The 13,480-nt window shown below is 58.0% G+C and carries 10 protein-coding genes, 1 tRNA gene and 1 pseudogene; 3 read left to right on the forward strand and 9 right to left on the reverse strand.

Features of this window, described 5'->3' with window-relative positions; translation table 11 throughout:
- Positions 1-72: 72 nt before the first annotated feature.
- Entirely contained in the window at positions 73-804 is a 732-nt protein-coding gene (nrdG, locus tag F7D08_RS00540; RefSeq protein WP_152208813.1) for an anaerobic ribonucleoside-triphosphate reductase activating protein, read from the reverse strand.
- A gap of 156 nt (positions 805-960) precedes the next feature.
- Positions 961-3,369 carry an anaerobic ribonucleoside-triphosphate reductase gene (gene nrdD / locus F7D08_RS00545; protein ID WP_152208814.1) on the reverse strand — a complete coding sequence of 803 codons (2,409 nt, stop codon included), beginning with the start codon at positions 3,367-3,369 and terminating at the stop codon, positions 961-963.
- Positions 3,370-3,751: 382 nt separating this feature from the next.
- Between nrdD and xseA the strand changes: the two genes are divergently transcribed.
- Together xseA and F7D08_RS00555 are read left to right on the forward strand one after the other, a co-directional pair.
- Positions 3,752-5,113 (forward strand): exodeoxyribonuclease VII large subunit, encoded by a 1,362-nt coding sequence (gene xseA, locus F7D08_RS00550; RefSeq protein WP_193316149.1) that lies wholly within the window; start codon positions 3,752-3,754, stop codon positions 5,111-5,113.
- A gap of 106 nt (positions 5,114-5,219) precedes the next feature.
- Entirely contained in the window at positions 5,220-5,507 is a 288-nt protein-coding gene (locus F7D08_RS00555) for an exodeoxyribonuclease VII small subunit (RefSeq protein WP_152208816.1), read from the forward strand.
- Between the two features lie 131 nt (positions 5,508-5,638).
- On the opposite strand, the gene F7D08_RS00560 is transcribed toward F7D08_RS00555, so the two are convergent.
- The 5 genes from F7D08_RS00560 to F7D08_RS00580 all read right to left on the reverse strand — a co-directional run bounded on the left by F7D08_RS00560 (position 5,639) and on the right by F7D08_RS00580 (position 9,733).
- Positions 5,639-7,495, reverse strand: coding sequence for an AMP-dependent synthetase/ligase (locus F7D08_RS00560; protein ID WP_193316125.1), 1,857 nt, complete (start codon positions 7,493-7,495; stop codon positions 5,639-5,641).
- Positions 7,496-7,602: 107 nt separating this feature from the next.
- Positions 7,603-8,343: a carboxymuconolactone decarboxylase family protein gene (locus tag F7D08_RS00565; protein WP_226803247.1), complete on the reverse strand. Its 741-nt coding sequence runs from the start codon at positions 8,341-8,343 to the stop codon at positions 7,603-7,605.
- A 260-nt stretch (positions 8,344-8,603) separates the two neighbouring features.
- Positions 8,604-9,029, reverse strand: a complete 426-nt coding sequence (locus F7D08_RS00570; RefSeq protein WP_152208819.1) for a nucleoside 2-deoxyribosyltransferase — start codon at positions 9,027-9,029, stop codon at positions 8,604-8,606.
- A 123-nt stretch (positions 9,030-9,152) separates the two neighbouring features.
- Positions 9,153-9,557, reverse strand: a complete 405-nt coding sequence (locus tag F7D08_RS00575) for a GNAT family N-acetyltransferase (RefSeq protein ID WP_152208820.1) — start codon at positions 9,555-9,557, stop codon at positions 9,153-9,155.
- A 103-nt stretch (positions 9,558-9,660) separates the two neighbouring features.
- Positions 9,661-9,733, reverse strand: a tRNA-Arg gene (locus F7D08_RS00580).
- A 156-nt stretch (positions 9,734-9,889) separates the two neighbouring features.
- Between F7D08_RS00580 and F7D08_RS00585 the strand changes: the two genes are divergently transcribed.
- On the forward strand, positions 9,890-11,002 hold the full coding sequence (locus F7D08_RS00585) for an endonuclease/exonuclease/phosphatase family protein (protein WP_152208821.1): 1,113 nt from the start codon (positions 9,890-9,892) through the stop codon (positions 11,000-11,002).
- A 97-nt stretch (positions 11,003-11,099) separates the two neighbouring features.
- On the opposite strand, the gene F7D08_RS00590 is transcribed toward F7D08_RS00585, so the two are convergent.
- Together F7D08_RS00590 and F7D08_RS00595 are read right to left on the reverse strand one after the other, a co-directional pair.
- Complete coding sequence (locus F7D08_RS00590; protein ID WP_152208822.1) at positions 11,100-12,068, reverse strand: Ppx/GppA phosphatase family protein; 969 nt, start codon at positions 12,066-12,068, stop codon at positions 11,100-11,102.
- Positions 12,069-12,228: 160 nt separating this feature from the next.
- Positions 12,229-13,447: pseudogene (locus tag F7D08_RS00595) on the reverse strand (aminotransferase class I/II-fold pyridoxal phosphate-dependent enzyme).
- Positions 13,448-13,480 lie beyond the last annotated feature (33 nt).

Below are 13,480 nucleotides of genomic sequence, written 5' to 3' on the forward strand. Positions count from 1 at the left end.
CATCACACAGAACCAAGCACGTCAGAGACAAGGAATCAGACCGGATATGCCTGAACCATCGCTCCCAATATCTCAGGACGCCTGCGAGCCTTCGCCGGCTTCGCGGTCTTTGAGATAAATCTCGGGGATATCGCGTTCCTGGTCGTGGAGCTTGCCCCAGATAATCGGTTTGCCGGCTGCAAGCGACTTCGGTACGTCGAGGATGCGCTGGTTCCTTGAACCGCGGAATTGCAACAGGGAGTCCTTCTGGTCTTTGAGGTAGCGGCCGTCGACCAGAATGTCGATGAGTTTCAGGAGTTCAAGCTTGTCTTCGGTTTCCCCTGGACGCATGAGCTCCTCCCAGGTGTATCCGGTCCAGCACCAGATATCCTTGGCATGACCGAATTCCTCACGGATACGACGCGCAAGCGGCACCAGCACAGGAGTGTTGAGCATCGGCTCGCCACCGAGGAACGTGATGCCCTGTACCCAAGGGGCCTTGAGATCCTCGATGATCTTGTCCTCGAGCCTCTGTGTGTATTCATGGCCGGCCTGGAAGTCCCAGATGGAGGCGTTGAAGCAGTCCACGCAGTGGAATGGACATCCGGAGACGTACAGGGAGTTGCGCACGCCTTCGCCGTCGGTCACGATGAAGGTTTTGTAGTCGGCGATCATGCGCTTGGACATGCGCCGTCCGTCCCATTGGCCGGCTTTGGGATCGTTGGCGAGTCCATTGGAAGGAACAGAAGGTCCGCGCCCAGTCTCCCCCGCCGCGAAATCATGGCGTTTGGGCTCTCGCTTTTCAGCGAGCTGAAACTCTTCCATCAACAACTCTTCCTTTCCGCTCCCGCTCAACCGTAATATTGGGCCGGAAGCCAAGTGAGGGTCTCCCTGATATGTTGTACGACCGTAAGCTCGGCCGAACGGCCTTGAGTGTGTCGTACAACATATCAGGGAGACCCTCACGCCCCGCGCTAACGATTACTTGGCCTCTTCGAACCATTCGCGCGTAGTGCCATCATTCAGGGTCACATGACCGGTTTCGCCGCTCATGTGCTTGACACGGTGGGCGATCTCCTCGTGGCGGCCATGCACCATCGGTCGCTGAACCGGGCTGCCAAGGTAACCGCAGGTGCGCTTGGTCACATTGCACTTGTCCGGATCGGAGTTGCCGCACTCCGGGCACTTGAAGCCTTCCTCAGTGGGTTCGAAGTCGCCCTGGAAACCACACACGAAGCAGTGGTCAATCGGGGTGTTGGTGCCGAGGTAGCCGATGCCGATGTTGTAGGCGTAATCCCACACGGCTTCGAGCGCCTTCGGGTTGTCCTGCAGGCACGGGTACTCGCAGTAGTTGATGAAGCCGCCGGAAGCGTAGTACGGGAAGTCCTTCTCGTAGTTGAGCTTCTCCATCGGGGTGGGCTGCAGCCACACCGGGTAGTGGAAGGAGTTGGTGTAGAAGTCGTGATCGGTCACGCCTTCGATGCGACCGAACTTCTCGCGGTCCATGCGGTTGAAGCGATCGGTCAGGGACTCGGCCGGAGTGGAGTACACGGAGTAGTGGTATCCCTCAGCCTTGCTCCACTGCTTGCACAGCTCGTTCATACGCTTGACGATGGAGAGCGCGAATTCCTTGCCTTCCGGATCCCAGCCGTGGTCGCGAATCCAGTTCTTGCCGTAGAAGACCGCGGTGGTTTCCGCCAAGCCGATGTAGCCGAGGGACACGGTGGCGCGCTCGTTCTTGAAGAGCTGGTCCACGTTGTCGTTGGCGCCGAGGCGGCCGAATGCACCGTAACGGAACAGGGTCGGGGCGTTGACCGGGGTGGCTTCCTTGCAGCGCATGATGCGGAACTGCAGGGCCTGGTGGGCCACTTCCATGCGCTCGTTGAACAGCTTCCAGAAGCGTTCCTTGTCGCCGTGGGATTCGATGGCAATGCGCGGCACGTTGACGGTGACCACGCCGAGGTTCATGCGACCGTCTTCCTCATCCTTGCCGGTTTCCGGGTTGATCCAACCCTGCAGGAAGGAGCGGCAGCCCATCGGCGCCTTGAAGGAGCCGGTGATCTTGACGATGTTCTCGTAGAACACCACATCCGGGTACATGCGCTTGGTGGCGGATTCGAGGGCGAGCTGCTTCAGATCGTAGTTCGGGTCGATCGGATCGCAGTTCACGCCACGCTTGATGGTGAACACCAGCTTCGGGAAGATGGCGGTGTGGTGTTCCTTGCCGAGGCCGCGGATACGGTTGAGCAGGATGGCGCGCTGAATCTCACGGGAGAACCAGTCGGTGCCGAGGCCGAAGCCCACGGTGACGAACGGGGTCTGGCCGTTGGAGACTCGGTTGGAGTTGATCTGGTACTCCATGGTCTGCATGGCGTCGTAGATGGCCTTGCGGGTACGAATCTTGGCCAGGATCTCACGCTCCTGCTCCAGTTCGTCCACATCCGTGTGGAATGGGGTGTCCATCGGCAGTGGTGCACGGTTGCCGAAGTGCAGCTTGGACGGCTCGTTCTTCTTGGCGTTCTCCACCTGACGGCGGGCGAATTCCACCGGCATGCCGTCAGGAATGGTTTCGCGAGCTTCCTCGAGGAACTTCTCGTAATCCTTCTTGGCGTACTGGGCCAGGTGCTCGTCGGCACGGTTGGCGGTCTGGCCGCCGTACTGGCTGGAGGCCACGTCCTTCATGATCTGGGTAATCTGGGTGGCGGCGATGGCGATGGACTTCGGGGAGGCCATCGGAGCATTGCCGAGGGTGAAGCCGTTGGCCAGCATGTCCCAGAAGTTCGGCAGGGAGCAGTTGGACTGGGCGGTGAACGGCGAGTAATCGGCATCGTGGAAGTGGATGTCGCCCTTCATGTGGGCGTTGGAGACCGCCGGGGGCAGCATGTTGAATGCCGCGGCCTTGGATACCGCGCCGGCCAGCAGATCACGCTGGGTTGCGTAGACGTTGGAGTCCTTGTTGGCGTTCTCGTGGATCAGCGAGGGATCGTGGTTCATGAAGCGAGCCACTGCCTCGTTCACGTCGGTGGCCTTAGCGCGCTGGATGTCCTTGTCCAGACGGTAGTTGGTGTAGGCGCGAGCCACGTCGTACAGGTGAGCGCCAATGAGGGCATGCTCAACGAGGTTCTGAATGTCCTCGATCTTGGCGGGGCCGGCGTAACGTTCCTTGATCTCGCCTTCCACCTGGTTGGCGAAGCCACGAATCATGGCCTCTTCTTCCGGGCCGACCTCCTTATCGAGATCCTTGAAGGCGGACTTGACCGCAGAGATGATGTTAATCGGATCGAAATCGACCACACGACCATCACGCTTCTCCACGAGCACCACGCCACCACGGACAGCGCCTCTCGCCTCATGCTTGGTGGCGGTCTCTTCCATCACCTGTGCGCCCATCGGGCACCCCTTTCATCTCTCAACAAACAACTCACGAACACTCGTTTTTGGCCGCGCTTACGCCAGCCAAACAAAATTACATGGGTGTCGTTTTCTTGAACCTCTAGAACAATACGGCAACCCCACCCCTATATCTAGTACCACACAGAGGTGTGTTGGACTATTTATAGTGGTTTTCGGCTATTTTCCGCCAAAACTACAACTGTGTGATTACCGTGACAGTTTTCAACTGGCGTGTCATCCACAGACTTATCCACCGATTCAGCTGTTCCTTCTCAAGGTTCGACGACGACGTATCTGAAGTATCGCACGACTTTTCAGACGGGGTAAATTTTTTCCCTCTTCGTTTTCCGCACTTATAGTGGAGAACATGACTACAGCAATGGGGTATTCTCACACAGGCGCGGCACCTACCGCCGCCTCACTGGCCGCCGCAGGTTTTGGCCCGGGGCATGCCGCCGGCGCAGGGCAGACGGACGGCACCATCAATCTGCCAGAAGGTCCACGTCCGGCGAACCAGTTGCCGGCACGCGCCGCCGAAACCACCGCACAGAACCCGTGGCCGGTGAGCGTGCTCAGCCAAAAGTTCTACGGCGCAGTGGAACGGTGGCCTTCGGCTTGGGTTACCGGGCAAATCACACAGATCAACACTCGTCGAGCCGGTTCCGCATACCTCACCTTGCGCGATGACTTTGAGGACATTGCGATGGAGGTCAATGGCTTCGGCCGATTCGCTCAGGCAGCCAGTGAATTCGTGCAGGGTGATCGCGTGGTCATTCACGGCAAGCCGAATCTATGGATGAAACGCACCTCCCTGTCCCTACGCGGTGACACCATCCTGCGCGTCGGCGCAGGCGGCAGTCTTAAGGCCATGATTGACGAACTGCGCAAGAGGCTCAAAGGTGAGGGACTGTTCGACGCGGACCATAAGCTGACACTGCCAGAATTCCCGAAGACCATCGGCCTCATCTGTGCACCTCAGGCACGCGCCGAAGGCGATGTGATCACCAACGTGAATTTGCGCTGGCCAGCCGTCTCATTCAAGGTTGTACATGTCCACGTGCAAGGCGAGCAATGCCCGGCGGATGTAGTGCAGGCCATCCAGCAGCTTGACTCAGACCCCCAAGTGGATGTCATCATCGTGGCGCGAGGTGGCGGTTCGTTCGAAGATCTGATGGGCTTCTCGGATGAGCGCGTGGTACGTGCCGCATACGCCTGCGCCACACCGCTCATCTCCTCCATCGGCCATGAAGACGACTGGACGCTGCTTGACCTGGTGGCGGATCTGCGCGCATCCACACCAACCGACGCGGCTAAGCGAGTGGTTCCGGACGTCTTTGAACAGTCACAGCTTATTGAAGGCGCCATTGACCGCATACGCCTGCGCATGCGTTCCCGCGTGGAAAACGAAATTCGCCTGGTGGAAGGATATGCCAATCGCCCAAGCCTCACTCAGCCTCACACCATGCTGGAGCCGCATCAACGGCTTATCGATGATTCATTGCAACGCCTCGATATCGGACTTCGACGCATAGTGGACGACGCCCAGCTCACCATTGAGAAGGCCCACGCATCCCTGACCGCGCTGAGCCCGCAATCCACGTTGAACCGCGGATATGCCGTAGTGCAGTCAGCCGATGGTCATGTGGTGGATGATGCCAGCAAGGTCAACTCCGGAGATAACATCACCGTGACGTTGAAGAGAGGCGTTATCACCGCAACCGCCACATCGGCGAACGAATAATCATCGACCGTCAACCAACAGTTTCATATATAAGGTAATCATCCTTCAACATCACTTCGTGAATCGGCTCTCCCGCAAGGGAGCCGAAGGGAAAGAGGAGAACATCATGACCGACAAGAACACCACCCCGACTTCATCTTTGACCGATGAGGAGCGCAAACTCATCGCACAGATGCCATATGAGGAGGCTCGTGACAAGCTCATTCAGGCCGTGCAAGCATTGGAAACCGGTGGCTTGAACCTCGATCAGTCGATGCGCCAGTGGGAGATCGGCGAAGCACTGGCTCAGCGCGCGCAGGGTCTGCTCAACGATGTGCGTGCGAAGCTCGATCAGGCGCAGGCCGATCAGGCCGCCAATGAAGCCACCGCGGGTACGCAATCCAATCTGGACTAGGTCTTCCGTCTTTTCCTCGGCTCCTCTTGAGGGAAGCTGTCAGTCAAAGCTGACTTAGGGGAACCACAAAAAGTGGGGTTCTTTGTGCGCGCAAAGAACCCCACTAACAGTACGTCAGCCCAACAAGCCCACTACTTCTTCAGCGGCACGTAGATCACGTTGTCGATGAGTTCACGGTAATGCTTGACGATCTGCGCGCGACGGGTCTTCAAGCTTGGCGTCAACATGCCGTTGGCCTCGGTGAATTCGTCAGGCAAAATCTCGAACTTGCGAATGGATTCGGCGCGGGAAACCCCCTCATTGGCGGCGTTCACCGCACGCTCCACTTCGGCATGCACAATGGCGTTCTGCGCAAGCGACGCCAAATCAGGCTCCGGCTTGGCACCTTGGGCTTCCAACCAAGCATTGGCATCCGCGAAGTCCAATGTGACCAAAGCAGCCACAAACGGCTTCTTGTCGCCAATCACCAGGCACTGGTTCACCACCGGGGATGTCATCACCGAAGCTTCCAACAGACCCGGGGAAACGTTCTTGCCGCCGGCGGTGATGATCAGGTCCTTCTTGCGGCCGGTGATGGAGATGAAACCGTCTTCGTTGATATCACCCAAGTCACCGGTATGCAGCCAACCATCGGTAATCTGCTGGGCGGTGACCTCCGGATTGTTGTGGTATCCCTTGCACACCAGCGGCCCCTTGACCACCAGCTCACCATCTTCGGCGATGCCGGCGGTGATGCCGCACATCGGCATGCCAATGGTGCCGATACGGTTATCCTCCGGCAAGCTCACGCACACCGGGCCGCAGGTTTCGGTCATGCCATAACCTTCCAGCACCGGCATGCCGATGCCGTTGAAGAAGTGGGAAAGCTCGGAGTCCATCGGAGCGCCGCCGGTGATGGCGAAGTCGGCGTTCGGGCCGAAGATGGTACGAATCTTCTTATACACCACCTGCTCATAGAAGGCATGGGCAATACGACCTGATAACGGCAGCTTCTCACCCTGCTGTTCGGCACGCGACCATGCGCGCGCGTTCTCGGCGGCGCGGGCGAACAACTTGCCGGCGAAACCGGTGCCGGCACGCTGGGAGGCGGCGTTATACACCTTCTCATACACACGCGGCACGGCGAGCAGCAGCGTCGGGCCAAAGGTTTCGAAATCCTTGACCATGGTCTTCATATTCGAACTCAATGCCAGCGTGATGGTACCGCCGAAGCTGAAGAACTCCATAAAACGAGCGAACACATGGCTCAACGGCAGGAAGAGCAGCAGTCGACGGTCCGGCCATGCACCGGCGCGAGGCATGTACTGCAGAGCGGAGAGCACGAGGAACGCGAAATTGCGGTGCGTCAGTTCCACACCTTTCGGCGTGCCGGTGGAACCGGACGTATACACGATGGTGGCCAGATCATCACCATGGGAAGCGTTCTTATAGTCCCAGAATTCGGCATCGGTCACCGATCCACCGTATGCCTTGATGGCATCCAATCCACCGGCTTCAATCACAAACACGTTGCGCAAAGTAGGCACTTGGGCGCGCACGGATTCAATCTTGTCACGCTGACCATCATCTTCGGCGATGGCGATGGTCACCAGGGAATCATTGAAAATCCAGCTGACCTGGCTGGCGGAATTGGTCTCATACACCGGTACGGTGAGTGCGCCGATGGACATGATCGCCAAATCCAGCGCCGTCCATTCCCAGCGCGTGTGGGAAACGATGGACACCGCGTCGCCCTTCTTCACACCGAGACCGATCAGACCTTTGGCCAAGTCAATGACCATACGACGGAACTCTTCGGCACTGTATGGATGCCATGCGCCGTCTTCGCCCTTGTATTCGATCATCGACCCTTCAGGGTCTCGTTCGGCACGGCGATCAAGCAAATCGAACAGATTGATGTCGCTGTCAATCGGCTCTTTGACCGGGTTGGTGAACTCTTTGACGATCGTGGTGTCATTGTGCGCCACATCAGCGAAATTTTCAGTCATATCCACTATGTAACTCCACGGCTGTTACAAATGGCCGCACACCATCGACACGTGCAAGCATCGAATGCGCGCGGCCATCACAGCAGCATTGCGGAAAACACGAATCACTAATCAGCAGATGCAGTTTCGATGCATCGTATCGCGTTCAACGTGCGCGGGTATCCGATGAACGGCAAGCAAGCCGAAGCCACCTTCAATAGGAATGCCTTGCTGTTGCCGATGCGCATATTGGCCTTCGCATGGGCGATCAGCTGCGGCTCAACACCGCCCTGGGCCGCGAGATAGCAGTAGGTGATCATTTCGCGTTCGCGCAAGCCAAGACCACCGCGCGTGTAATAGTCGCCAAAGCAATTGGCGGCCAGCCAGCGGTTGATTTGCGGGTATTCCGGATTGCCGGAAGCGGCGAAACCCTTCATTCCTTCGCCGAAGATATCGACCTGAGCTTGTTCGCCTGCGGCGACACGGCTTGCGAACTCAGGTTCGGTAGTCGCCTGATTCTCCAATGGCAATGCGATGGCCCGTGCAGCAAACACCTCATTCGTCACATCGAAGAACGGGAATACGCGGCCAATGCCCAGGTAGGCAACCGCCTGGTACACGATTTCCTTGGCCTCAACGGGCTTCACACCCATGTCCAAGGCCGCGCCCAGCATCACACGGAACTGATCAACACCCTGGCAGCCCAGCAACGTGGCCAGTATCGCCATGAAACGTGTGCGGTTATCCAGTGGCTCCTCACCTTCGGGAGCACCGCCGTTAATCACCTCGTCAAAAGCGAAGTTATCGAATCGTTCAGTGAATTCCGGATCGGTTTGCGACAGCATAGGCGCTCCACCGTCGGGGAACATACGACCAAGGTATTCACGGGCGGCAGCAGTCAATCGCGGCGTATACGACTCGCGAGATTCGGCTTGTTCTTCAGTCATAGGAAAGTCCTTTCGTCACAGGCTCCCCTATCGAACCGCGAAACGCAGCTGTAATCAAATACCTTTTCTCTGTGCCCGCTTATGCAAAAAACGCATAGTCATATGCGACTGCCCTGATCCAAGTTCATATCGAATCAGGGCAGTACATGCGCTTAGTGTCAGAAACCGATTACAACAGTCATTCAGAACTGGATGTAATCCACCTCAGTGTGTTCACCGGTTTCCAAGTATTTCGCTACGTCCTCAGGGCCTGCAAACACCATGTTCACCGCCTGCGCCACCATCAGGTTCACGCGATCCATAGGGGTCAGATCCTCGAAATAGCCGTACACCGGAATGCCCAGCGCATGTGCGTAACCGATTTCGAACATGGTTCCCGCATCCTCGTCCATGAGGTTGGCGACCACGGCCTTGGCGGAATTAATGCCGTTGATGTCATCGGCAAAGCAGCCCTCCGGGCCGACTTCCTCGATCTGGCTGACGAATCGCGGCTTGAACAACTTCTTGCCGTGATCCTCCAGCACCTTTTCCAGACGCTCCATGCTTGCGGTCTGCTCAGGGTCGAAGAACGGGCCAGCCACGTAAAAGTCATATTCCTTTTCGCTCATGGCTTCCAGTCATACCGCAGGCGCATGGAGTTCCATACCATTAGCTCAATGTATGGACATAATTTCATTATATGAACACACTAGGGCGTTTCGTCCACTAGACACGCATAATGGCAGGTTTCCTCAGCCGCGGTTCACGATCTGCATGGCACGACCGTCTTCCATCAGATGGAAGCCGTGCTTCTGATAGAACGGCGCGTTCTTGCTTTCCTCGGGCATCACCTCGAGGAACAGATAGTCGTGGTACTTGGCTTTGACCAGCTCCACCAGATGGCCACCGATGCCATGGCCATGGTATGCAGGGTCGACCAGCACCCAATGCATGTACGCCACCATCTCGGTATCATCCAACACGCGAACCAGTCCAGCCAGACGATCACCGTCCCAAGCACTGATCACAGTATCGGAATGCCGCAAAGCCTTGAACAGACGCTCCGGATAATTCGCCGACTCCCAACCAACCGAGCGAAACAGCGCCTGCACCTGATCTTGAGTAAAACGCTTTTCTTCCGTGTATGCAATAGTCATGGCCGCTTATGTTAGCCTTCACATTCCAGTCAAACAGCCATGATTCCGCATAATGAAGCTGCGATATACACGAACATCGCAATATTCAAAGTCCAAGAACAAGTGCCCGAGATCGGATTCGAACCGACGACACCCGCTTTAGGAGAGCGGTGCTCTATCCACTGAGCTACTCGGGCAACGACGTTTCATTGTACACGGACTCAAGCCCAGCGGGCAATTCGTACAATTCGTGCCGGTTTGGTGCGAACCCAAGTCGCTGCCCTATAAATTCATCAAATCACACAGTACGACCCACTACAGTGGCAACTCGCAGATATCACACAAGAAAGGGCATGATGGCACGATCGACATCTACCGGCAAGAACGGTACATCGACAAAGCGCACAACTGCCGCGAAGCCGCGCCCATCGGCGAAACCGTACACCAAGGAGCAGCTCAAACCACACAACAAGCATCGTATCCTCGGCTTCTTCGCTGGCTTATTCGCGATTCTGGCACTTCTTGCCACTGCAGCACGCGCGCTGCCAGCCGACCTGCAGGAGTTGCCGTACGTGCCCACCGTGATTTCCGCAACCCCATGGTTCATGCTGCTGGGGCTTATCGCGCTGCTCATGGCCGTCATGTCCCGCAAAATCCTAGCTGCATTGATTGCCATCGCCGCAGTAGGGCTTAACGGGTATTGGCAATACCCGTTCTTCTACTCCACCACCCCGCTGCCCCAGGCCGCACATAATGCGGTGGCCTACAGCGAAGCCAATACCTCGGATGCATTCGCCCGCGTGATGACCTTCAATGTGTACAAAGGCCAAGCCGACGCGCAAGCCATTGTGGATATGGTGCGCGACCAGCGCGTCGAAGTGCTGGCCCTGCAGGAGACCACCGACGGATTCGTCAAGAAACTGAAGGATGCCGGCATCGAGCATTACCTGCCATACTCGAATATCTCATCGTCCGATGGCGTGTATGGCAATGGCTTATGGTCCGCCACACCGCTCGGCCAACCGGTGGACGACGAAGTGAATTCCAGCGCCTCATTTATGCCCGCCGGCACGGTGGATATGGGCGGCAACAGTATCCGATTCGTCTCCGTGCACACCACGGCCCCCGTGCCCGGCTACTGGCGGCAGTGGAAGCGAGCGCTGGATGAATTGGGTCTGATGCAGACGCATACGGATACCCGCTACATTTTCATGGGCGATTTCAACGCCACCTACGATCACGCGCCATTCCGCGAATTCCTTGGCACCAGATTCCATGACGCCGCGCGAATCTCCGGGCACGGATTCACGTTCTCCTGGCCCACGAATCGGCAGGGGCTGCCGATGTTCGCCGGCATCGACCATGTGGTGGTAGACCAGGGCATGACTGCCGGCCAGTGCAAGGTGGTGAAGATCGCCGGGTCCGATCATGCGGCGCTGCTGGTCACCGTGGATGTGATGCGGTAGCGGTAGACGACAGCTTCGCTGGCTGATTCTTCAAGCCTCTCCCTCCGTCTGCCTTCGGCAGCCACCTTCGCCATCAGAGGGAGGCAGAGTGGAGATATTAAAAACCGAGGCGTGTGCGGCCGAACTGGTCGAGCCAGCGTAGAATGGCGCCTTCGCGCAACGCCCATGGGCAGATTTCGACTTCCTGGATGTTGAGCGCCTTCATAATTTCGTCGGCCACCACGGCACCGCCCACGATCTGCATCGTTCGCTCCGGCGTAATGCCCGGCAATGCCACGCGCTGCTCTGGCGCGATTGCAGCCAAACGAGGAATCCAATCCTCCAGCTGTTCACGCGTCATGATCGACGTATCCTCACGGCCTGGCTGACGGACCACGGCACCGCATAGGCGGGCCAACGAGCGGAAGGTCTTGGACGTGCCCACTGCATGGTTTGGATGCTTGGACTGCGGGAACACCTTGACCATCGGCTCCAGAATTTTGCGCACGTTCTTGCGCACATCCTCCAGCTCTTCGGATGTCGCCATACCGGACGGCAGGAACTCGGTGGTCACACGGCCAGCGCCAGCCGGCACAGACAGCGCCACGGTCGGTTCCTCATCAGAGCCCATGGCCACCTCCAGGGAACCGCCGCCGATATCCAACACCAGCAGGCGGCCGGCATCCCAGCCGTACCAACGGCGCGCGGCCAGGAAGGTCAGTCGAGCCTCATCCGTGCCGGAGAGCACGGTGACGCCCTGACCAATCATCTCCTCGATTTTGTGAATCACCTTGTTGCCGTTCGGCGCTTCGCGCAATGCGGAGGTGGCCATGACCAGCAGCTGGGTGATGTCATATTCCTCAGCGAGCTTCATGCAATCGGACACCGCTTCGAGAATCGCTTCGATGCCGGCCTTCTTGATCGAACCGTCTTCCTTGAGGTACTTCATCAAGCGCACAGTGGACTTGGTGCTGGCTTCCGGATCGGGGCGAGCACCGGGTGCCGCATCCACAATCAGCATGTGAATGGTATTCGAACCGATATCGAGCACACCGAGTCGGGTGGTATGCGCACGAAGATTGACCATGATTCCTGCTCTCATTCCCACTGTGACGCACCGGCATCAATCAGCCGGCAATCGCAGCAATTCCTATTGCCTTGGCACTCAAGCCGCACGCGCCCAGTTCCATCACCGCACGCTGGGCGCCGACAGCGCAAACGTGATTACTGTACACCACTTTGGCGTATCACAGCGATTCCACGAATCTGCCCAGACGCTCAAGACCCTCGCTCAATGCTTCGCGAGATGCCGCATAGCTCAAACGCACATGCGTATCGGCGGTGGCCGCGCCGAAGTCACGACCCGGCGTCAACGCCACATGGGCTTCGTTCAATGCACGCTCGCAGAACGTCCACGCATCCAAGCCGGTGCGGGAAATGTTGAAGTAGGCGTAGAAGGCACCATTCGGTTCCACTTCCACCGGCAGACCGATGCGTTGCAATCCATCGATGACGATGCGACGGCGGGCCAGCAGCTCCTGACGGCGGGCCTCGCATTCGGCAAGGCTTTCCGGGGTGAAGCAAGCCAGTGCCGCATGCTGGGTGGGCGTGTGAGCGCACAGATAATAGTTGGTGGCCAGATCATCCACGGCCTCCAGCACGGTGGAATCGTCCGGCAGAATCGCCCAGCCCAAGCGCCATCCGGTCATGCCGAAGAACTTGGAGAAGCTGTTGCACACGATGGCACCCGGATCGCAGGCCAACACGGATTTGACTTCCGTGCCGTCCGGCTCACGATCGTCCAGATCCAGATAGGTCTCATCCACGATGCGCCACGCGCCACGCGCCACGCGCCGCCGCAAACTGGCACACATCGTTCAACACGTTGAAATCGATGGTGGTGCCGGTGGGATTGGATGGCGAGGTGATCATCACCGCCTTGGTGCGTTTGGTCCAATACCGTGCACACAGTTCAGCGTTCAGGTGGAAGCGCGTAGCCGCGGATGTCGGCACATCAATCACATTGCCTTCGAACGAGCGCACCAGCTCGCGGTTGCAAGGATATGAGGGATCGGCCACCATCACGTCGTCGCCGGGATCCACGGTAAGCGCCGTAGCGAGCAGCAGGGCCGCGGAACCGCCTGCCGTCACGCAGATACGTTTGGGGTCGATATCCAAGTCATGGCGGTCGCGATAGAAATCGGCGATGGCTTGCCGCAGCTCCGGTAGACCCATGGCGGCGGTATATGGAAGCGCACGGCCGTCATATTGTTCGCGCATGGCATCGCGCACGGCCGGCGGGGCACCGAAGTCCGGCTCGCCAAGGCTGAGCTTGATGACGCTGATGCCGGATGCGATCATCTTGTCGGCTTGTTCGCCGAACACCATGGCACGGAATGGATTGGCCTCACGCGCACGACGCGACATAACCGGCGTCAGGGACTGCTGCACTGCTTCATTAACCATATTTTGGTTTTATCCGCCTGTTGGGACAAGCCG

The sequence above is a fragment of the Bifidobacterium cebidarum genome (genome assembly GCF_009193305.1).
Lineage (GTDB): Bacteria > Actinomycetota > Actinomycetes > Actinomycetales > Bifidobacteriaceae > Bifidobacterium > Bifidobacterium cebidarum.